General features: G+C 56.7%; 17 protein-coding genes. 5 read left to right on the top strand and 12 right to left on the bottom strand.

Annotated features, from left to right (window positions below; genetic code table 11):
* Nucleotides 1-295 precede the first annotated feature (295 nt).
* Together GC165_00845 and GC165_00840 are read right to left on the bottom strand one after the other, a co-directional pair.
* A complete protein-coding gene (locus tag GC165_00845; GenBank protein MBI1331405.1) occupies nt 296-691 on the bottom strand; it encodes a hypothetical protein in 396 nt (131 codons plus the stop codon).
* Between the two features lie 7 nt (nt 692-698).
* Complete coding sequence (locus GC165_00840) at nt 699-2,408, bottom strand: polysaccharide deacetylase family protein (protein ID MBI1331404.1); 1,710 nt, start codon at nt 2,406-2,408, stop codon at nt 699-701.
* Nucleotides 2,409-2,463: 55 nt separating this feature from the next.
* Between GC165_00840 and GC165_00835 the strand changes: the two genes are divergently transcribed.
* Nucleotides 2,464-3,057 carry a dTMP kinase gene (locus GC165_00835; protein ID MBI1331403.1) on the top strand — a complete coding sequence of 198 codons (594 nt, stop codon included), beginning with the start codon at nt 2,464-2,466 and terminating at the stop codon, nt 3,055-3,057.
* Here GC165_00835 and GC165_00830 read toward each other — a convergent pair.
* Together GC165_00830 and GC165_00825 are read right to left on the bottom strand one after the other, a co-directional pair.
* Nucleotides 3,038-3,778, bottom strand: a complete 741-nt coding sequence (locus GC165_00830) for a hypothetical protein (GenBank protein MBI1331402.1) — start codon at nt 3,776-3,778, stop codon at nt 3,038-3,040. The two genes, GC165_00835 and GC165_00830, sit on opposite strands and share 20 nt — an antisense overlap.
* Nucleotides 3,779-3,852: 74 nt before the next feature.
* Complete coding sequence (locus tag GC165_00825; GenBank protein ID MBI1331401.1) at nt 3,853-4,497, bottom strand: DUF642 domain-containing protein; 645 nt, start codon at nt 4,495-4,497, stop codon at nt 3,853-3,855.
* 230 nt (nt 4,498-4,727) lie between these two features.
* On the opposite strand from GC165_00825, the gene GC165_00820 reads away from it, so the two are divergent.
* Complete coding sequence (locus GC165_00820) at nt 4,728-5,099, top strand: BlaI/MecI/CopY family transcriptional regulator (GenBank protein MBI1331400.1); 372 nt, start codon at nt 4,728-4,730, stop codon at nt 5,097-5,099.
* Nucleotides 5,096-6,862: a hypothetical protein gene (locus GC165_00815; GenBank protein ID MBI1331399.1), complete on the top strand. Its 1,767-nt coding sequence runs from the start codon at nt 5,096-5,098 to the stop codon at nt 6,860-6,862. The genes GC165_00820 and GC165_00815 overlap by 4 nt, the downstream gene beginning before the upstream one ends.
* 495 nt (nt 6,863-7,357) lie before the next feature.
* Here GC165_00815 and GC165_00810 read toward each other — a convergent pair whose 3' ends face one another.
* From GC165_00810 to GC165_00775, 8 genes are all read right to left on the bottom strand, one after another.
* Nucleotides 7,358-7,996, bottom strand: coding sequence for a prepilin-type N-terminal cleavage/methylation domain-containing protein (locus GC165_00810; protein MBI1331398.1), 639 nt, complete (start codon nt 7,994-7,996; stop codon nt 7,358-7,360).
* 807 nt (nt 7,997-8,803) lie between these two features.
* Nucleotides 8,804-10,171 carry a hypothetical protein gene (locus GC165_00805; protein ID MBI1331397.1) on the bottom strand — a complete coding sequence of 456 codons (1,368 nt, stop codon included), beginning with the start codon at nt 10,169-10,171 and terminating at the stop codon, nt 8,804-8,806.
* Nucleotides 10,172-10,455: 284 nt separating this feature from the next.
* Complete coding sequence (locus GC165_00800) at nt 10,456-10,686, bottom strand: hypothetical protein (GenBank protein MBI1331396.1); 231 nt, start codon at nt 10,684-10,686, stop codon at nt 10,456-10,458.
* A gap of 918 nt (nt 10,687-11,604) precedes the next feature.
* Nucleotides 11,605-12,066, bottom strand: coding sequence for a GNAT family N-acetyltransferase (locus GC165_00795; GenBank protein ID MBI1331395.1), 462 nt, complete (start codon nt 12,064-12,066; stop codon nt 11,605-11,607).
* Complete coding sequence (gene aroF / locus GC165_00790) at nt 12,047-13,075, bottom strand: 3-deoxy-7-phosphoheptulonate synthase (protein MBI1331394.1); 1,029 nt, start codon at nt 13,073-13,075, stop codon at nt 12,047-12,049. Before aroF ends, GC165_00795 begins: the two co-directional genes overlap by 20 nt.
* A 14-nt stretch (nt 13,076-13,089) precedes the next feature.
* Nucleotides 13,090-15,294 carry a DEAD/DEAH box helicase gene (locus tag GC165_00785; GenBank protein ID MBI1331393.1) on the bottom strand — a complete coding sequence of 735 codons (2,205 nt, stop codon included), beginning with the start codon at nt 15,292-15,294 and terminating at the stop codon, nt 13,090-13,092.
* 7 nt (nt 15,295-15,301) lie between these two features.
* Nucleotides 15,302-16,213 carry a twin-arginine translocase subunit TatC gene (gene tatC, locus GC165_00780; protein MBI1331392.1) on the bottom strand — a complete coding sequence of 304 codons (912 nt, stop codon included), beginning with the start codon at nt 16,211-16,213 and terminating at the stop codon, nt 15,302-15,304.
* Between the two features lie 9 nt (nt 16,214-16,222).
* Nucleotides 16,223-17,701, bottom strand: a complete 1,479-nt coding sequence (locus tag GC165_00775; GenBank protein ID MBI1331391.1) for a hypothetical protein — start codon at nt 17,699-17,701, stop codon at nt 16,223-16,225.
* Between the two features lie 112 nt (nt 17,702-17,813).
* Here GC165_00775 and pcrA point away from each other — a divergent pair, with 112 nt between their 5' ends.
* Nucleotides 17,814-20,021: a DNA helicase PcrA gene (gene pcrA, locus GC165_00770; GenBank protein MBI1331390.1), complete on the top strand. Its 2,208-nt coding sequence runs from the start codon at nt 17,814-17,816 to the stop codon at nt 20,019-20,021.
* Nucleotides 20,018-20,620 carry a hypothetical protein gene (locus GC165_00765; GenBank protein MBI1331389.1) on the top strand — a complete coding sequence of 201 codons (603 nt, stop codon included), beginning with the start codon at nt 20,018-20,020 and terminating at the stop codon, nt 20,618-20,620. Before pcrA ends, GC165_00765 begins: the two co-directional genes overlap by 4 nt.
* Nucleotides 20,621-20,624 lie beyond the last annotated feature (4 nt).

Genomic DNA, 20,624 nt, shown 5'->3' with positions numbered 1-20,624 from the left:
TCGAGACTGTTCCTTCCCGCATAGCCTTTGGCTATACGGGCCACCCGGAGTTGTCGAAGACTAATGAAACCTGTTCACTTTGTTCACATCCACATCGGTCTTGCCTTCGGGGCAAGACCTCCTGCGGACCCTTCCCTCGGTCAGCGAGGGAGAATCTGGTTTTCCTGTCCTTCTAGGAGAGGACGTTGCCTCGACGAAAGGAGCATGTCGTTGGACCCCGCCAAAGGGCAATGAACGAAGTGAATCGGGGGCAACAGGCGAGGCAGATACTAGGCTTCAGGCTCCCAACTGCAGACTAAACTAACATCCGCCCCAACGCGTCCTTCCGATACGCGCAGACGGCTCCGACCCGCATCATTGACGCATTCGCGGGATCAACCGAGCTCATTCCGCACACCTTGATTCCCATTGGCACGAGGACTTTGGTCAGCGACGTCCCGTTGAACACATCGCCTTCGAAATAATGGTCGAGAAAGCACACTTGCACCGTCGCCAGCGACACTTCGAAAGGCATATCGTCGGCTAATGGACTCGTACCAAGCATCACCCCGTCCTCGACCGATAGGACGCCGGTGAAGCCGAAGACCGTGTGCCCTCGCTCGCGGAGCCACCGCACCAGGCGGTGGGCGAATGACAGCTTGTCCTCAATCACGAGAACGGTCTGCGGTCGGTCGAGGCCCAGAATTTCCACGAGAAACCTACCGCTTTCGGCGTCGGCGTGAGCCGGTCTCGGGTTCCAGCGAGGTAGCGGTTGAAAGGTCTTCGCTGTCGTCGGTTGTCGCGTCGATCTCGCCCTTGATGACGATGGCGTGCGGCACCGGCCGCGAGGGATGGTCGCGGTTCGAGTGGCCCGACGCCTTGATCTTGTCGTTGAACACCAGCGAGGTCGAGAAGCCCGAGTCGATCAGCACCGCCTCCTGCACTCCCGCCTCCGCCGCAGCCTCGGCCAGCTTGGATGACGACACCGAATCCGGCACCGTCCCCGCCACGAACTCGCCGTCGGCCATGATGCCGATGAACGCTCGCCGACGCGGATCCTGGATATCCTTCGCGCCAAAAACGTCCTGCTGGTCGCGGGTGCGCGCGACGCCCTTGTGCACCAGCCACACGCCGCCCATGAAGCAGTCGGTGTAGTCGCGCATGAAGTACTCGTACTGGTCCGATTTGTTCATCTGGGCGGGCACGTATGGCAGAAGCGCCAACTCGTCCTTGCTCCAGATCACGAGTGGGCGGTCGTTGATCTTTGGCCACCGTTCGGGCGATTGGTCGGGGGCGACCTGCCCCATTTCGGTCGTCTTCAGCGGGCCGACCATCGCATTGTCGGTCGAGGCCACCGCCGCCATGGCGAAGAAGCCGCCGTTAATGCCAGCCACGCCGCCCTCCTGCTCGACAATCTCCTTGACCGGTTGGCGTCCGCTGGGGCTCATCACCGTCTCCGGTATCCCGCCGATGACCATTCGAAGCGGAATTCCCGCGAACTTCTTGTCAACATAATGGACCTTGGCGTCCTTGTTCCACTTCATGCGGAACACATCGGCAGGCGCACCGTCTGCCGCCTTTTCGCAGTCTTCGACTGCGTTTTTGAAGCGCGTTTGAATGTAGCGCCCCACGGCAAAGATGTTCGGCGACTCCTCAGCGGGCATGTTCTCCACCGTCACCGCCAACTTGTAGCCAGCCTCCCGCGCAATTGCTTGAGTGTCCTCGCCGTTGCTCCCGTTCGGGTACGCCAAAAGGTCAATCTTCACGCCCAGCTTGGATTCCAATTCGGTTTTCGAGTCGGTCAGCTCATGCCGCTGGGTCTCCAGGTCGCGGTCCTTCAGGTCCTCGTAGTGGTTGATGGTGTGGCCGCCGACAGTGAACAGCGGGTCCTTCACCAGTTCCTTCAGCGTGTCCCAAGACATCTTGGGACGCCCCTGCTGGCTTCCCACAAACGCGGTGTGGACAAACACGGTCGCTGGATACTGACGTTCGCAAAGCATGGGCCAAGCGATGTCGTAAAAGCTCTGATAGTTGTCGTCGAAGGTGAGTACGATCGACTTTTCAGGAATCTCCTTGCCGGTGGCCAGATGGCTGCACAGATCGTTCAGGGAGATCACCGTCAGTCCATCTTCTTTGATCTTGTCCAGGATGTCCTTGAATTCTTCGGTTGTGCAGTCGTACCAAACTGTGTCCTTGCCGCGCTTTTCGACCAGATCGTGAAACATGATAATCGGAGTGCGGCGGTTCTGCGCATCGAAGCAGATATCCGTCTCGGCGGGCGGATCGCCGTGCGGATCGTCCGGCTTGGGCGGCGTCACCTCTTCCTGCTTCGTACCCGCGTCCGGCTTCTTCGGCGCATCTGGCTTTTGGCACCCCACCACGAGCGCGAAGGGGAGAGCAAGGGCCAACATGCGGGCGAGAAGTCTCATGAGGTCATTAACATTTTAGCTGTTGGCGCGGGTTCCGGCAGGTACGCTTGATCGAATGTTCGTCACTTTCGAGGGTCCCGAAGGCGCGGGCAAGAGCACTGCGCTCCAGGCCGTGGCCGCCGAACTACGAACCCTCGGACGCGAAGTGACCACCACTCGCGAACCTGGCGGCGGGCCGCTGGGCAAGCGCATCCGGCAGATGCTTTTGGAGGAAGACGCCGTCTCGGCCGAGACCGAACTTCTGCTGTTTTTGGCCGACCGGGCCAACCATGTCGAGACCATTATCCGCCCCGCGCTGGCGGCGGGGCACGTGGTGCTGTGCGACCGCCACGCCGATTCGACACTGGTGTATCAGGGCTATGGACGTGGGCTCCCGCTCGACTTTCTACGCGCCGGAAACGCGTTCGCTACTCGGGGTTTGGTTCCAGATCGCACGCTTTTGTTCGACCTCGATCCTTCGGTGGGATTGGCGCGGTTGGGAGGCAGGGAAGTCAACCGGCTCGACCAAGAGCCGCTGGACTTTCATCGCCGCGTACGCGAGGGGTTTTTGACGCTTGCTCGCGAAGAGCCGTCGCGATTTGTTGTGCTGGACGCCACCATGCCGCCCGCCGACCTGGCCGCGGCCGCGCTTACGGCAATCCTTCGATGATGCGGGAAATCTGCTTTTTGCCCGCGTCGGCCTCGATAGCGCGATCAACTTGATACAACCCCATCTGGCACACCACGGCTTGGTGCATCGAGATGCCAAGCGGGTGGTTTTCGAACCAGAATCCCTGGAAGTTCGCACTGTTGCCGCTGGCGAACACCGCAGATTTTCGATCCACCACGACCTCCAGGGTCGGAACGTCGAACATCTCTTCTGGGACGCCAACCAGGTTCTCCGCTGGGGTGGCCACCGAGGTCATCACCCAGGCATCGTCGAGACTGCCCTGAAGGTCGGCGATGAACTCTTCCGAGCCAATGACGAGCGCCGACTCTTTGGCGGACGACAGGATCGTTTTGGCCTGCCCAACCGCTTGGTCGTAGCTACTAAGCGTGAACACTCGGCCCGACGCATCCGGGCTACCCAACGACGATAGGAGGCGCACCGCCGAAGACTTGTTGCTGGAGAATTCCTTCTCTAGTCGTCCGAAAAGCCGTTCTGGAGCGACCGGACGGTATTCCTTACTGTTGGACCCGTCGACCACGACGGCGGCTTTACGCTCTAGCGCTTCTAAGGCTTTGTAAACATTGGCGGCAGGCTTGCCGATGGCTTGGGCGACGCGATAGCCGGTGGCAGGGTATTCCTGAAGTAGGAAAGCGTAAATCTCGGATTCGAGAGCCGTAAAACCGAACCCGACGAGGGCTTCGGAAGCCTTCAGCGTGGCCATGCCGTTATCATACGGCAACTGTGCCGGGATTTGCTAGTTCCCCCCGCTACTAGCAAAGTCCCGGCGAGAAAAGACTACGCGCGTTTGCGGCGGCGCAAAAGGACAAGCGTGCCACCCGCGAGAGCAAGCACGCTGGCCGGTTCGGGCACGGCGTTGACGCTAAAGTTGTCCACCATGAACGAATTGTCGTTGAAATGCGACTCGGGGTCTTCTTTCACGCGAAGGCGCAGAGCATTGCCAGTACCGACAAAGTTGAACGATTCGTGATGGACTCCCCCGGCATCTGTGCTGTAGCTGCCGTGTACGAGCACCGAATTCGTGACCAAATCGGTGATGGTGACATCGAGCTTGTCGGCGTTATTGTTCGCCCACGTCAGCCAGTCGAAATCCAGCGTACCGGCGTCGCCGTTACCCACCATAAAGTCCTGATAGAGGTTGGCATTGACGCCGTTGTAGCCCTCGCCGTCCATGTTGATGCTGTAGGTACCCGAGATCGTCGGGTAGAGGTTCGTGTTGTGAACCGTTGCCGCGTGTCCAGCCTCGATGGTCCAACCCGGAATCTGCGATCCCGTCAGGGCGGTGTAGCCAGAATCGCCCAGAACACCCATGCCCCAATTCGGCATGGATTCGAAGTCACCATTGGTCAAGAGTTCAGCGGGGGCTAAGCTGGCCGCAGCCAATAAACCCCCGAGCGCTCCCATGTGAAGTAGTCGTTTCATTTGTAATCTCGCCAATCCTTCCAGTGAAGGATTTAGGCGTTGATATATTATTCTATATCAAGCGATTCTGTCACGATTCTCGTTGCGAAGTCCCGTATTTTTGCTAGTCGGCTACAAGTTGAGCGAGGAACTTTGGCGGACACTGCGGGTCCCCAAGCAAAATGAATTTCACAAATTTGCATTTACCATAGTAAACTACATACGTTTACCATGGTAAACAACGAGAGCAAATGGCAATCAAGATCGGTAACCTCCAGCTAAAAATCATGCGCGTCCTCTGGGAGCGGGGCGAAGCCACCGCCCGCCAGATCACCGACGCGATCAACCAAGAGGCCAAGGTCGCGCACAGCACGATCCAGACCCTCCTTCGCAAGCTCGAGCACAAGAAGGCGGTTGCGTACGAAGAACGAGACCGGACTTTCTACTTCCGTGCGCTCGTCACCGAAGAGGAAGCCACGCAGTCCGCCACCCAGGACCTTCTGACGCGGGTCTTCCGAGGTTCGCTTAGCGGCCTCGTCGCCCACGTCCTCGAAAACGAAGAGGTCTCGGCCGATGAGCTCGACCAGATCAAACGACTCATCGAGGAGCACGAGAAGAAATGACACTCACCAGCCTCCTCATCGCTTGGGTCCAATCGGGCATCTGTCTCCTGGCTGGGCTCGGGCTCGCGAAGATGCTCGGGCGGCGCTTTGCTGCCAAGATTTATGTCATCCGAGGGGCTTTGCTGGGGGCGGCGGCCCTGTTCATCCTTTCTCCTTTCGTCTCAGTTCACGCCGACCCGGTGGTTCCCATCGACTTTTCGGCGCAGTCAGTGGTGCCGAAGGTAGCCGATGTAAAGTCACCGAGCCAACCGCTAACCAGTCCAATCCAACCGACGATCGCACCTGCCTCGGCCCCAACTCCCGATGCCGTTGACTACGCTTGGCTCCTACCAACGGTCTATTCGCTTGGGCTCGCTGCATCGTTCGGCCTCTACGCGTTCGGACTTTGGTCGCTTCGAGCCCTTCGACGTCAGGCGCCGATCATCGCGAGCGGCCCAATCTACGACCGAGTGCAAGACGTATCGAAAGCCTATGGCCTTCCCGCGCCGACTCTCCGGCAGTCGCCCGACGGCATGACGCCCTTCGTGACCGGAACCTTTCGTAAGGCCATCTTCCTACCTGTCGATTGGCTGGAGACTCAGTCGAATGAAATGGTCGATTCGATCCTTCAGCACGAGCTCGCCCACTTGGCGGGACGAGACCTCGAATGGTTCCTCGTCGCGCGCTTCGCCTGCGCCATCCTGTGGTGCCACCCCATCGCGTGGATGCTCAATCGCGAGATGCAGAGCACTGCCGAGGAACGCTGTGACCAAGAGGCGGTCCTTTCTGGCATCCCTCAACAGGCGTATGCCCGGGCTCTTCTGTCCGTCTTCGAGCGATATCCGCGAGCCCGGCTGGTCGGAGTATCGATCGGCGCGGTGGTCCGATCCTCGTCTCTGACGTCACGCGTTCAATCGCTTCTCTCCGACGACGTCCGCGTGCGAAGGCCGTTGACTCGAAAACTGAAAGTCGCCCTCACCACCTCGGTTTTGGCCAGTTCCGCCCTGTCCGCGGTGCTCATCGCTCAGCCGCCTCCAGCCAGCTCGCGCCAAGAAGGCACTGGCAAGGCGAAACCTAAACCTACGGATAGCTCAGAGGTCGGATTCGGACCGTTCAAGCTGAAGAACGGATCCAGCGCCAAGCTCGAGTATCTGTACCAAAAGACCGGCAAGGACATCGTGGCGTGGCTCCCCAACGGTATGCCCGTCAAGGTCGTTCAAAGTGAAATCGCGGCAGACTCCCGGTCAGGTTCAAACGGCGCCGTCCACTGTTTGATTCGGCTGACCAACATTCCTGAGGAGGAAGTCATCTATCAAACCAAAGTCGGAAACGGGGCGTTTACCGCATCGACGGAGGCCATCAGGCATCCCGACCTCAAGACGACGGAACTGTGGACGCAGTTCACGACTAAGGACTCCGACATCGGTTCGTTTCAAATTGCGGTGCCGTTCGGCAAATTCCGCACTTGGACCAAGGCCGAACCCCTCGATAAACTGACGGCGAAAACGAATTCGGACTCCACTAAGACCTACTCCATGGTGTTTCCGAAGGAACTAGTCGGCAAAGAGTTAAAGCTCATCGGCACGGATTCGAAAGGCAAAGAGGTGCAGGCCGGATACTTCATGGATGGATCGGGCCGGGTCGAGGATGGCCACTGGGTTCTCCATCTCATGTTCAGTTCGCGGGACGTGAAATCCTACAAAATTGAGTTCCGGGATTACCAGTGGCTTGAGTTCAAGAATGTCCACTTGACGCCAGAGACGAAGCATCTATCGACCCACTAAGCCCTTTGCTTTCAGGCTTAGTCTTTGGCTACTCGGGGCATAAGGAGGCCTTGGGTGCTATAGCAGGAAATGCCAAACGATCCAGGCAATCAGTAGACCAAGGATTTCAACGCTTAAGACGCCTAGATGCCGGGCAAACTCATGATTTCATGGACCAAACCAAATCCAGCGTCAAGACGATAAGCACGAAGAAAGATAACAATCAGCAAATCCTTCATCGCACGATTCCAATCGGCAACCCACTTATTAAACTGGGCTCTATAGTTTTCACGCCCTCCAAAAGGGCACCGTCTCGTAACTGGCACTACAAAAAGCACAGCTTTGTATGACAATAGCAAGGATTTCTCACACAACATAAAGACATTTATCGTCTAAAACACTCTCAAGTGAAAAAACTTACCACCTACTACCGTATTCTAAGCTCCTCTAGAATAATCACCAAAATGCCTCAACGTAAGCCGGCGCGCAGCTTTATCCTATAAAATATTCTCTACTCTATCGGTTAAAGAAGAAATCCATAAGAGACCCCAAAGCGTAAATGCTTCGTCGCTTTCTCAATTTGAAATACGAACCATCCATGTTTATCCTGTGAATCGGTCCGTCCAGAGGTATGCCACTCACTTGGAAGACCGTTTCACCACATCGACCCTCTGAGAGAGGCCCATCAACCGGAACCCCGTCCCAAGGTGAAGCAAGAAGACCAATCTGCGACTCGGACCTCAACAGCGACCACTCCGAATTCTTGCCGTCATTATTGCTACTTGAAAATGTCTTAAGATATGCGAAGCTAATCTTATACCTTAACCTTTCATGTCCACACGGCACAAATGGAGTAGCGGTCCAGCCACTCGCAGGCATCTCTTTTCGAGAATCTAAGTCAGACATCAAAATATCAGTCGAAGCGTAATAGTTCAAAGCCTTGTTCAAGGTTGAGGGCATAACATCGTTGGCATCTGACTCATACAAGGCTAATGCAGCATATATCTCGTGCAACGATACGATATCTTTGCTAGCAAGAGCGGAACGTCTAGCATTTGCAAATACTGCTAAGGTAAGAGCGGACAGAATTGACAGAATAGCAACGACGGTCAGAACCTCAACTAAACTAAGCCCATAACGTCTAAACCCCCTCATACTAACTCAACCTTGTTTAGCTTGTCTAGTCCGACATACAAAATCGGAAGAATTAAATTCATTAGCGCACAAGAAGCAAAATCCGCGACGAAGTGTAAACCAGCGTTCAGTCGATAAAATTTTAGCTGACTGAAAATCAAGAAGACAAGCGAGTAGGCGATACTAATTGTTATTTGAGTCCTCACGTCAGTTCTCCTCAAAAATAGGCAAAGAACACTGACTATGGCAATACACGGCCATGCAAAATACCTAACAGACCACAGCAATTGTGTGGCGAAAGGGTGGTAGTCAAAACTAACTGTAGCACCTATTTCTCCAGCCAACCAGCTACCAAACATCCTGGCAGTGATCGACGAAACAGTTATCGGGACCACCACCAAGACGAAATTTTGGGAAAATCTCTTCAAGCTACTAGTTTCCAGACGGCGGCGTCTCCTCACACGGCTGAGGTGCTGGATCTCCAGGCTCCGTAAAATCATAGGAGTCCTCACGGTCAGGTTCTATATCGCAACAACCATCATCGTGTGGTGGAAGGCACACCTTGTTGACAAAAGTGCCACCTCCCCACATATTGCAGCAGTACAAGTCACAAACCCGATACGATAGGAACATCGGCATATACGGCTGACCGCAATCAAGGAGTGCCCCTTGGCTATCGTATTTATTCACGCAGGTATAGAGCTTGAAGTTACCAAGATACCAACCTCCATTGGTGCAACCAGAACCTGGAGGATCGTCTGCCAGAATGAATCCGGCAAGGCCAACCGCCAATAGCACGATGAATTTACTCAAGTGTTTTATCATGATTTACTTTCCTTTTTGGGAATCAGCAGGAGGCGATGTTAACGAGGAAATCAATTCCCTCGTAGCCGTGGATTGCCACGGCACATCGTCCGACCAGCCAAAAATTTCACTTTTGACGACACCATCACTTCCGACCGCCATAACAGTCGGAGAATACGGAAACTTACGCCCATCTGTGATGTAATTCTGCCATATTGGTTTCTCACTTTTACTCTCGACTACCTGAACTGACACCAAGGTAACTTCCGAGAGTCTCGATAGCCACAAGCGAGCTAGGCTACAGGGCCTACAGGAAGGCGAGCCAACGCAAATGATGCATCCGCCTTTGGGCACTTTGATACTTAAGCCAAGTGATTCAAGAGACTTTCCAGCTAAATTGCTTTTTTGCTCCATCTGAACCTTCCGTCGAAGCTGAGCCACTGACGCATCTTCGGAAGAATACGGCCTTTGCACGACACTAAACTTAGCAGTCGTAGTAACCGCAAGCGCTAGATACGCAAGAGCAAATCCAATCTTGTGCTTCCTGACTTGGTTGAAGCGTCTGATTTTGAGTGGACGTTGAATCGAAGCTCCACACATCGCAAAATTTAGCGACAATATCATCAGACAAATAGGACAAAATGATGTCGAGTAGAAGGCCATATTGATCACTTGCCATATAGCGACAAGTCCAGGAACGGTCAACATTAGGAAATATCCAGGCCCGATATCAAAGTAAACTAACAGGAAAACGGTCGAATATATAATCAAACCCCACAGCGCCGCGTCCAATCCAAACAACGTTGTGTTGATGCAAACAAGACATGGTGTCGCATATTTTAGCATGGACAATATTGATAAACCGAGCATAATAGGGAGGAGTACTTTCCTCAAGCCGTGAGTGAAGAGGATTCCAATAGCCAAACCTATTGCCGAACCAAACAAGTACTTACCTTGAGTTCTGACAGTTACGTCTTGGGCTGATCTGTCCATTTTTTGGATAATCACACCTAAGCTCGTAAAGTAGTGATGAATATTTTCAGCGTCGAACAGAACACAACGATCGCCTTCCTTTGCTTTTGTAACCGCAGACAGACCACCAACATCCTTAAGCAGACTTGTTGCATAATCGGAGGATGCACGCATGTAACGAATGTTTTCGTGCTCTTGAGTGTAGTCTATGAAGAAGTTGTCTTTTGCCGAAGGTCGGTCAGAGACAAGGTAGTACTTTTTGCCAGTATCCGGACTTTGATGTATTGCCAGCGTTGAGAGCAAGAACAGCGACCATGCGACAATTGCCAACAGAGAGCAAATAAGTACGCAGAGCACCATCCAACGTTGGGATTCCGGCTTATCGTTAAAACCTTGGACTGCCAACTTAAGTTTGGCCACACTACCCATGTCACGTATTCCAGTGTTAGTCTAGGTTGCTTTGTCACAGATGTCAAGGGCTTTGATTAATAATTTGAATATTTTGAAGTGCTTTTCTATTCTTGACTCTAGCGTCGATTAGGCATTGCTATGGAGGCTTGCGAGGAAACTGTTGCGATGGCGAAGCATTTGTTGGCTGGGGCTCGATAGCAGCCACCCCATAGCTGTGACCTCCAGGCAAACCACGATGCTCCGCCCGCGAGGGGGTGAGTGGGGAATAAAGGCAAATTCCCCGGGCGCCGACCTCAATCTTCGTCGATGGCATTTTGAACCTCTTCGGGAAAGTCGCTCATGTCGAGAATCTTCCGCACTTTCACCACATCGCCTTCATGAGCCGAAATTTGTAGCGCCAACTTCACCGTTTCCTCCTTCGACGGCACATCGATGATAAATGCAGCCGAGCACGTCGTCCAACTCGATGAAAGGACCGTCGATCGTCGACGCCTTGCCACCAGCATAGCAAACGTAAACGCCATTCTCCGGAGGCTGAAGCTCTTCGAGGGCAACGAGCACGCCCACCTCGCCTAGGCCACTGGTTGTAGGTCCGCAATATCTCGATCGTATCGAGTAGTGGCGTGAAGTCGGTACCAACCTTGGCCCTATTGTCCGGTTGGTAAACGGCGGGAATCATCAGCATCATAAATTGCACGCTCTTTCCTTTCTTGAGCCGACTGATTGGCCCTACGTCTCTTCGTCGCCCGGCACCCTGCGCTTTCAACAAGGCCCGCAAAAATGTTACAATAGTTTTTCCAACCGCCGACAAAGGAACAGTCCATCCGCATCTGGCCCGACCAAATCAAGCGCACGGAGGTACGTGGCGTGGGCCAAGTAGTAGGAATCCAACCGCTCTATCGCCAGAACCTCGATCACATCGATGCCTTGCTTGACGTCGCTCCGCAATGCCACGGCGACCGCCCTTCAATTCCACCACCGGCGACGGCAAGATGCCGAACAGCAGATCGTAGAGCGTCACGATTTCAGTCCAATCCACTTCAGACCACGACGGCGTTTGGCATGAATGACGGCGATGGCGGCTTGGACCGTGTGCGTGCCAAACTACCCGGCGCGGATGGCGTTCTTCACCAGGTCGATGTCCACCTGAGCCGATTGGTCGATCTGCTCGACGACCTACAATAGCGACACATCCGATTGGGCGCTTTGCGGATGGCGTGGATCGCCTTGAATCGCCCTGTCTTCACCTGCCAGACATGAGGCTTCTTGGGGGAGTACCGTCTTGCGGCCACTCGTCCAGGGCCGCGCCGAACGCCTCAGCGAGCGCATCTTCGGCCAGGTCCAGATCACCCAGGAGCGCTCAGGCTCGCCACCACGCGCCGCCGTTCGGTCCGAAAAAGCTGTTCAATCCCTCGGAGCACTTGCAGCGTCACATGGTGAGGCTACTCATTTGGAAGCCGCCGATAGTAGTTGTCCCACTCGCCTTCGCCGACCGGTTCGAATCCGTTCGCGACGTAAAAGCGGTTGGAATCGCTTTCCTTGAGCGCGCCAACCGTCATCGTAAGACCCCTTTCGTCGGCGTCTCGGAACACCGCCTTCAAAACGTGTCGGCCAATGCCGCGCCGCTGGAATTCCGGCAGAACGTAGAGGTGATCGAGCAAGAGACCATCCGTTTCCGGCTTGACGACAAAGAATCCCGCACGCACGCCGTCGACCAAAATGAACTTCGTCACCGAGGGGTCGAACGAACTGAGAAAGCGCTCACGAGCGCGGTCCGGTGAAAACCGGCCGACCCGCTCCAAGCTCTCGCGCATGGCCGCGATGCGAATGGCCACCAATTCATCGGCGTCCTCGAAGGACGCCGACGCAAACTCGATGGTCACGTCAGATGGACCGTTTGACATAGCCGGACAGACCCTTCAGGTCGTCCATCAGCCCGACGAATGTCTCCGGCGTCAGCGCCTGCGAGCCGTCGCTGAGGGCTTCCTTCGGGTTCGGGTGCATCTCAACCATCACACCGTCGGCTCCAGCCACCATCGCCGCCTTCGCCATCGCCCGAACGTACCGCGCCACGCCGGTTCCGTGCGACGGATCGACGATCACGGGCAGGTGCGAGTATTCCTTCAGCACCGGCACGATACCGAGGTCCAAAATGTTGCGCGTATAGGTGTGGTCGAACGCCATAACTCCGCGCTCGCACAGCATCACGTTCGGGTTGCCCTGGTTCATGACATACTCCGCCGCGAGCAGAAATTCGTCGACGCCCGCCGACGGTCCGCGCTTCAGAAACACCGGCTTGCCACTCTTACCAGCTTCGATGAGGAGCGGGAAGTTCTGCATCGACCGCGCGCCGATCTGCAGAATGTCGGCATACTTCGATACCAGAGGGACCATGTCGCCGCTCATGACTTCGGTGATGGTCACGAGGCCGAACTTGTCGCCGACCTCCTTCATGATCTTCAAACCTTCTTCGGCCAAGCCTTGGAACGAATAGGGCGAGGTTCGCGGCTTGAACGCACCACCGCGAAGGATCGTCGCGCCGGAGTCCTTCACCACCGCCGCCGCGGCCTCGAACTGATCGTACGATTCGACCGAGCATGGTCCGCCCATCACGACAAACGAGTCGCCGCCGATCTCCACGTCCTTCACCTTCAGGATCGTGCTTTCGCGCTTGTATTCGCGGCTGGCCAGCTTGTACGGGTGGGAGGTCTGCGTGACCCGGCTAACGCCTTCCATCGCGCTGATGTGCGCCGCAATGTCGGTGCGTTGATCGTTGTTGAGCGAGGCAGGAATGCCGATCGCCGTGCGGCCCTCGCCGGGGAGAACGAGAGGCTCGAAGCCTCGGTCGCGGATGAAACTGGCTACCGCCTGCACCTGCGCCTCGGAGGCGCCAACCTGCATAACAATGATCATGGATTTACCAAACGTTACCCTTTCGTCAGGGCCTTTAGCTTGAGCAGCATTCCGTATGCCAAAGTCTTATCCAACGCTTCATTTCCCACCTCGCAGCTTGCCAGGAACAAGCAGCCGGGACACCCGCCTTGGCACTCGCACCGCCCTACGCGGTCGATGGCGGCGTCCAAAAGCTCGTCCGCACGCCGGAAGAGCGCTTCCGCCAACCCGATTCCGCCTGGAGTTTGATCGTAGATGAACACGGCTGGGCACATCGTTTCGTGGAACATCGCGTACCACGCCGAGCCGAGATCGTTCGGATCGCACGCGGCAAACAGCGGTGCCAGGGACAAGAGCGAGTGCTCTACCCCATGCACTCCGCTCGCCTGAATCTCATAGTTCTCCATGTCGATCGGCGGCAAATCAATGCGGAGACACACCGTGTCGAACGACTGCGCGGGCAACTCCAGCGGCATGACGTCCATCACCGTGTCGCCGTCGAACGTCTTCTTGCTGTAGCCGATCACTTGCGTCGTGACCGTACACCCGCAGAGCGAGAACGGGCCTTGGTCGGCAAACGGCGTGCCCGGCTCTAAAAACGTTTGCACCTTCGCCTGCGTGTAATAGTTGCCACCGAACCGCTGGAGTCGCGCTTCCATGCGATCTAGGTCGAATTCCGTCACCTCGAACGGTTCACCCCGGTGCAGATAGATCGCCCCCACGTGCGCCTGGCGAAGCGCACGGCCGTACTCCATGTTGCCCAACTCTTCGCCGCCCACCGTCAGGCTGACCATGTCGCCGCCCACGCCACGGATGTTCACTTTGAGAGCTGGGGGCTCGAAACCTGGGTAGTAGAAATGTCCGCTTTGGAACATCAGTTCTCCGGCCCGGTCCTTCTCCTCCGCCACTTCCAGCGCCGTCTCACCGAACAGGTCGCACTCCGACGGCGCCAACGGACGCTCGTACGCCGCACACAGCAGTTGCGGCCCTAGGATATTTGGGTTCGAGGGCTGAATTGTCACCGCTTCATTTCTCCCATTCAGGAGCTTTTCTGGATTGTCCAGAAGGTACTGCTCTAGCGGGTTATCTCCCGCAATGTACAAAGCGAGCGAGTCTTTGGTTCCGCGTCCCGCCCGCCCGATTTGTTGCCAAAAGCTCGACTGCGATCCCGGATAAGTATTCAAAATCACCGCGTCGAGGTTGCCGATGTCGATTCCCAGCTCCAGTGCGTTGGTGGTGGTCAGGCCGGTTAATTTGCCCTTCAAGATCGCCTGCTCGATCTGCCGCCGCTCCTTCGGTGTATAGCCCGCGCGGTAGCTCTCCACCTTGTCGGCCAGGCTCTCGTCTAGCCGTTTGCGCGTGTATCGGAGCACTAGCTCAGTCGCGATGCGCGAACGGTTGAATGCCAGCGTGACGGTACCGGTCTCCACCAGCGTCGCCAACGCCTCGCTGGCGGCGACGTTTGAGCTTAACCGCTCTTGGTTAGGGAGCAAAGGCGGGTTCAGGAACACGATGGACCGCTTGCCGCTGGGCGATCCGTCGTCGTCGATGAACGTCGCTGTGCGTCCGGTCAGCCGTTCGAAAAGCTCCTCGGGGTTGCCGATGGTCGCCGACCCGGCGATGATCTGGGGGCGATTGTGATACCACGCGCAGAGGCGCAAAAGCCGCCGCAGGATGAGCGCGACATGCGAGCCGAAGACGCCGCGATAGCTGTGCATCTCGTCCAGCGCGATCACGCGGAGCGACTTGAGGAACTTGGTCCAATTGGCATGCCCCGGCAAGATCGAGAGGTGAAGCATGTCCGGATTGGTCAACACGATATTGCAAAGATTGCGGATGCCGGACCGGTGGCTCTTGGGCGTATCGCCGTCATAGGTCGAAACCCGCACGGATAGATCGCTCGCCATCGCCTGCAGGCGGCCCATCTGATCCTGGGCCAGGGCCTTGGTGGGATACAGAAACAGCGCTCGCGCCATCGGTTCCTCGACGCACGCCGCTAGCGCGGGAATCTGGAAGCAGAGCGATTTGCCGGAGCTCGTGCCGGTCGCGATGAGGACATCCTTGCCCTCGCGCGCGGCGCGGATCGCCGCATATTGGTGCGAATAAAGCTCGGCCGGCATCCGCTCCAGCAGCGACGCGGGCAGGCGCAGGTCGTTGGGAATCACCCGCGCCGGACGCCGCTCGATCTCCTCGGTGTAAACGATTTGGTCAGAGATCGAGACGGGAAAGTCGGCGGACATGCCCTACCTACTCGTCGGTCTTGTCCTTGCCCTTATCCTTCTGGACAAAGCGCACCGCGTAGGCGCTGATCATGAACAAAACGGTCAATGGTATTGCCATCATCAGCATCGTGGGGATGTCGTTGCTGGGAGTAATCGCACCCGAGATGAAGAAGATCGCGACCGCGCCGTGCCGCCAATACTTCAACAGCGTCTTGGACGACAGCAGGTTCAGGGCGCCGAGTACAAACACCACCAGCGGAAGTTGGAATCCGATACCGAACGCCAAAATGCTCTTCAGCGTAAAGATCGACATCGTGCCTGCTTCCTGGTTCAGGTCGACGCCCGGGAAGTACTCCATATACGACGCGAACCAGGCGAACGCCGCCGGCAAAATCAGCCAGCAAAAGAACCCGCCCGTCAGGAAGAGAATCAGGCTGACCGGCCCGATTTTGCGGAGTGGCTTCTGTTCTTCCGGCTTCAGTCCCGGAGCGATGAATGCCCACACCTGCAGAACAATGAACGGGAATGCCGCGATGATCGCGCAGAAAAAGGAGAGCTTGAAGATGTTCATGAACGCGTCGGGTGCATGAAGCAAGACCTCCTTGAAGTGACTGCCCTTGGGAAGGTTCGGCGCGATGGAGTCCGTAGCTCGCTTGGTCAGGAAGACGTAGATGTCCTTGGCGAACGTCCAGGAGATGGCCCAGAAGCCGAGGAGGATCAGGAAGGACCGAATGATGCGGGTCCGTAGTTCTTCCAGATGCTCGACCAGCGACAGCCGAAAGTCTTCCGGGTTGTGATCGGGCGAATTCCATCGCAGCGCCTGGCGCTTCGAGGGCTTCTTTTGCGAAGAAAGCTCCTCAGGATTACCCGAGGAGCTTTCTTCAGTTTCTTTAACTACCGGCTTATCCGACTGTTCCTGATCGTCCCTGTCGTCCACCGTTTGAGTTTACTTCTCAAGAACGAACAGTTGTTGGATTCGAATGCGAACGAAAGTCGAGATGCTGTTCTGTTGGCCAAAGCCGCCGGGACCGTTCGGTCCGAAGCCTTGAGGAGGTCCGCCGGAAGGTGCGCCAGTGGGTCCACCACGGCTTGGACCACCCTGCGGTCCGCCCACCGGAGCGCCGCCCCGCTGGAAGTTGCCAATGTGGAAGTCGCGCGGATCCTTGCCGCCGCTGTTTCCGCCGCCAGACTGACCGGCTGCGCTCGGGCCTTGAGGTCCGCCGCTGCCGCCTGCGCCGCCGCTATTTCCGCCAACGGTCAGACCGAAGTCGCCCTTACCCTCGACGGTAATGTCGCGGTAGAACTTGACCGGCACGCCGGTGTCGAGCGCGAACCAAACGGTCTCTTCAATCGAGTACTTCGCGTCGGAAATTTTGTCCACGCCGTTGACCTGCGGAGTCTTCTTGGCCGTGTCACCCGAGCCGATCGCGATGGAATTCTTGATCTTGGCGCAGGGGTGGCCCATCTCCCATTCGACGCCGAGGAGTTCGCCTCGCGCCGGGAGCTTTCGAACGACGGAATCCTGAATGTACGGGTTCTCGAGGTTGATCGCGCCGCGCTGGAAGTTCGTCTGCCAGGTGTCGCCCGGTCGAACGCCCTTCGTCGGAAGCGTGGGAAGCGGGTAGTCGGCGTAAAGCAGGAGTCGATTTTGCGTTCCGGTGTTGCCTTCCAATCCGAAGTACTCAGGAACCGAACCAAAGACTTCGCGGCCCGTCGGCGTGATGCGCATGTAGATCGCCGCCATATCGGACGAGTAGAACTTCTGCGGGCCGTTCGAGTTTGCTACCGAGATGTAGGCATATTCGCGATTCCTGATGCCTTTGTCCGGCACAACCTGCATTCGGATCAGGCCGTCGCCGTTGCCATACGAGTTGTCGCAGGCGTACAGCATCTTCATCGACTCACCGTCTTCTTCCAACTGCATCGGACGAGAATCCTTGATCTTCTGCTGATCCTCGCTGATCATGTTCTGGATGACCTTCTCTTGAATGCGATAGATGTGCTCGGTGCCGGTATTGAAGTGGTATCGAATCTGGAATCCCTCGTCGGGCACGGGGATGCTGGTCTTGTTCGCAACCGTGATGTCGACGCTACTCGTGTCGACGATTCGGGGCTGGTTGCTATAGTCCACGTAAAGCTTGGCTTCGAGCTTGTGCTGACCGTCGGCAAGATCCTTGGTGTTCAGCAAGTACTCGTAGTACTTCTTGTCGGCCGAAAGCTTCGGAGCGACGGCTTCGATAAACTCGCCGTCGATGAAGATACCGACGTATCCGGAATCTTCCGGAATACTGTTCTTCGGGAACATGACGTGAACCGTCTCCCGAATCTTCGAACCATCGAATGGCCGTACGATGGTAAAGGAACCCTGCGCTAACGCAAAGACTGTGGCTCCCGCAAAAATGACGCTACTTAATGCCCGTTTCATATCGTCTGTACTTCTCCGGCGTTTTGGACTGCACCGATATTGACGCCCAATTTTAGCGTGAAGTTACACCGCAGGACAAGTCTTTTTCCTTGCATAATCCTATTTGAGCTTAATGTCTGCTGAACTTCACCTCGATTCTCTTAACCCCGAGCAGCTTGAAGCGGTCACTTATCCAGCGGGTCCTTTGCTGATTTTTGCCGGCGCCGGGTCGGGAAAAACGCGAGTCATCACCACGCGGATCGCCCGTTTACTGAACGACGGAGTGCCGCCGTATCGCATTCTCGCCGTCACCTTTACCAACAAGGCGGCGCGCGAAATGATGGAGCGAATCGAGAAATTGGCAGGCAACAAGGCCCAGGGTATGTGGATCGGCACATTCCACTCTATCTGCGCCCGCATCCTGCGCATGGAGGGCACCGCCATCGGCCTCGACCGCAATTTCGTCATTTACGACGACGGCGACCAACTCTCGCTCATCAAGGACATCCTCAAACAGCGCAACATCGACGATAAGTCGATTCAGCCGCGCGCCGTCCTCAGCGAAATCTCCAGCGCCAAGGAAAAGCTCCAAGCGCCGGAAAAGTATGAAGCCCGCGCCGCCGGATTCTTCGAGCAGACCGTCGCCGGAATCTACAAGGCGTACAACCAAGCGCTCCAGCGCGCCAACGCCCTCGACTTCGACGACATCCTCTTTTTTGCCAACCGTCTGTTCGAACAGCGCAAAGAGGTGCTGGAGAAGTACCAGGAGCGGTTCTTGCACGTTTTGGTCGACGAATACCAGGACGTGAACCTGGCGCAATACAACATTGTGCACATGATCGCCGAAAAGCACCGCAACATCGTGGTCGTCGGCGACGACGATCAGTCGATTTACGCCTGGCGCGGCGCCGACGTCAGTCTTATCCTCCGCTTTGGGAGCGACTACCCCGACGCCAAAATCGTCAAACTTGAGCGCAACTACCGCTCCACCCAAACCATCCTGACTGCCGCCAACGAGGTCATTCGCAAGAACCGCTCTCGCGCCGATAAGCGCCTCTGGACCGACAATGGCGAGGGCGCGCCCATCACCCTGACGATGTCCGGTACCGAAACCGAGGAGGCGATGAACATTGCGGCCCAAATTCTCGCCGATGTTCGCCGGGGGCGTCGCACCTACCGCGACTTCGCCGTGCTCTACCGCACCAACGCCCAAAGCCGCGTGGTGGAAGAAGCCTTCCTCACCAACCGCATTCCCCACATCCTCATCGGCGGCCAACGGTTTTACGAGCGCAAGGAAATCAAGGACATGCTGGCCTACCTCCGGCTTATCCACAACCCTCGCGACGACATCAGCTTCAAGCGCATCGTCAACGTGCCCACTCGCGGCATCGGAAACTCGGCCGTCTCGCTGATGGAGGACTTCGTCAGCCGTAGCGGCTTGACCTTCTTCGATGCCGCCAACGACCAAGGCGTACAAGTCTCAATGCAAAAGAAGGCCGCCAGCTCCCTTGGCGTCTTTTGCGACGCGGTTCGCGAAGCCCAAGAACTGGCCGAGCAAGGACCCATCACGCCCGTTCTGCGCTCCATCCTCAACCAGAGCGGCTACCTCGATGCGCTTAAGCAGGAGCACAGCGACGACAGCATCGCCCGGTTGGAGAACCTGCAAGAATTGCTCAACGTCACTCATCAGTACGACGAAACGGCCGACGAGCCGAACCTCGGCGAATTCCTGGAGAGCGTGGCCCTGGTCGCCGATGTCGATAACCTCGTTGAAGGAGGCGACGCCGTGACCCTCATGACGCTCCACTCGGCCAAAGGTCTGGAGTTCCCGGTCGTCTTCCTCGCGGGTCTGGAGGAAGGCGTGTTCCCGCATTCGCGCTCATTGTATTCCGACACCGAACTGGAAGAAGAGCGCCGCCTCGCCTACGTGGGTATGACCCGTGCACGAGAGGAGCTTCATCTCAGCCACGCCCACCGGCGATCGCTGTACGGCATGCCCAACTTCAACGCCCGTTCGCGGTTCGTCGACGACATTCCACCGATGATCCTGGACATCCGTGGGGACAACGGTTACACGTTCAACCCCACTCCACCGGTCCGCTCTGTCACCCAACAGCGAACCGGCACCTACACTATCACCGAGCCACCCGCACCCAAGCCGGAGCGCAACTACAAACCGCTATTCGAGGTGGGTGAAAGGGTGAAACATGCAAAATTTGGGATCGGCGTCGTCATCGCCTGCAACCCCATCAAGGATGATTCGGAAGTCACCATTGCATTCCCCGGTGTGACCGGAGTGAAGAAATTGGTGCAAAAGCTCGCTAAACTAGAAAAGATATGAAAAGGATGGCCATCCTTGTCCCTTTTGGGCTTTTGATGGCGTGCGGTCAGGGAGGACCCTCGTATCTACCGTTGGTGGACGAGAAAGCGTGGTCGTACACATCGAAGAGCGCGTTTCAGGATAACGTCGTCAACCTGAAGGTCGGATCGAAAGTCAGCGTTGGCGGCATCACGGGCCGCGTGCTCGCCAGCGAGCTTGGCGAGTCGCGGGTGGCGTGGGACAACCATCGCCTTATCGCGTCGATGCTCTCCAACACCGTGTTCATCCCGCCCATTCCTCTGTTGGTCGACGACAAAGTCCCCGATAAGAAGAAAGGCCGCGAGGGCGATTTCGTCCCCGTCGAAGAGTGGAGCGGTACGTTTGAGAGTCTGGGCAAGGTGCGCCGCGCCAAAGCCACGCTCAGCGAACGGCGAAGCACCCTCCAACTCACCTTCGGCGAAACGAACGTCGTCGAAACCGTACTCCGGGTTCAGATCGACGGCATGAAGGACGATTCCGCGTTGGAACTCCGAACCTGGTTTGAACGTGGGAAAGGTATTGTCAGGCAAGAGCAGAGAACGAACCGCGAACTGGTCGTCTCTTTAGAGTTTTTGAGGTAATTGA

The sequence above is a fragment of the Armatimonadota bacterium genome (genome assembly GCA_016125185.1).
Taxonomy (GTDB): Bacteria; Armatimonadota; Fimbriimonadia; order Fimbriimonadales; family Fimbriimonadaceae; genus Fimbriimonas.
Note: the sequence above shows the minus strand (reverse complement) of the source record. Positions and strands in the feature narration are given on the sequence as shown.

Excerpts from the sequence above, each read along its gene's own strand:
- GC165_00840 (MBI1331404.1), bottom strand. The coding sequence starts at position 2,408 with ATGAGACTTCTCGCCCGCATGTTGGCCCTTGCTCTCCCCTTCGCGCTC.
- GC165_00835 (MBI1331403.1), top strand. The coding sequence starts at position 2,464 with ATGTTCGTCACTTTCGAGGGTCCCGAAGGCGCGGGCAAGAGCACTGCG.
- GC165_00830 (MBI1331402.1), bottom strand. The coding sequence starts at position 3,778 with ATGGCCACGCTGAAGGCTTCCGAAGCCCTCGTCGGGTTCGGTTTTACG.
- GC165_00825 (MBI1331401.1), bottom strand. The coding sequence starts at position 4,497 with ATGAAACGACTACTTCACATGGGAGCGCTCGGGGGTTTATTGGCTGCG.
- GC165_00820 (MBI1331400.1), top strand. The coding sequence starts at position 4,728 with ATGGCAATCAAGATCGGTAACCTCCAGCTAAAAATCATGCGCGTCCTC.
- GC165_00815 (MBI1331399.1), top strand. The coding sequence starts at position 5,096 with ATGACACTCACCAGCCTCCTCATCGCTTGGGTCCAATCGGGCATCTGT.
- GC165_00810 (MBI1331398.1), bottom strand. The coding sequence starts at position 7,996 with ATGAGGGGGTTTAGACGTTATGGGCTTAGTTTAGTTGAGGTTCTGACC.
- GC165_00800 (MBI1331396.1), bottom strand. The coding sequence starts at position 10,686 with ATGGCGTTTACGTTTGCTATGCTGGTGGCAAGGCGTCGACGATCGACG.
- GC165_00795 (MBI1331395.1), bottom strand. The coding sequence starts at position 12,066 with ATGTCAAACGGTCCATCTGACGTGACCATCGAGTTTGCGTCGGCGTCC.
- aroF (MBI1331394.1), bottom strand. The coding sequence starts at position 13,075 with ATGATCATTGTTATGCAGGTTGGCGCCTCCGAGGCGCAGGTGCAGGCG.
- GC165_00785 (MBI1331393.1), bottom strand. The coding sequence starts at position 15,294 with ATGTCCGCCGACTTTCCCGTCTCGATCTCTGACCAAATCGTTTACACC.
- GC165_00775 (MBI1331391.1), bottom strand. The coding sequence starts at position 17,701 with ATGAAACGGGCATTAAGTAGCGTCATTTTTGCGGGAGCCACAGTCTTT.
- pcrA (MBI1331390.1), top strand. The coding sequence starts at position 17,814 with ATGTCTGCTGAACTTCACCTCGATTCTCTTAACCCCGAGCAGCTTGAA.
- GC165_00765 (MBI1331389.1), top strand. The coding sequence starts at position 20,018 with ATGAAAAGGATGGCCATCCTTGTCCCTTTTGGGCTTTTGATGGCGTGC.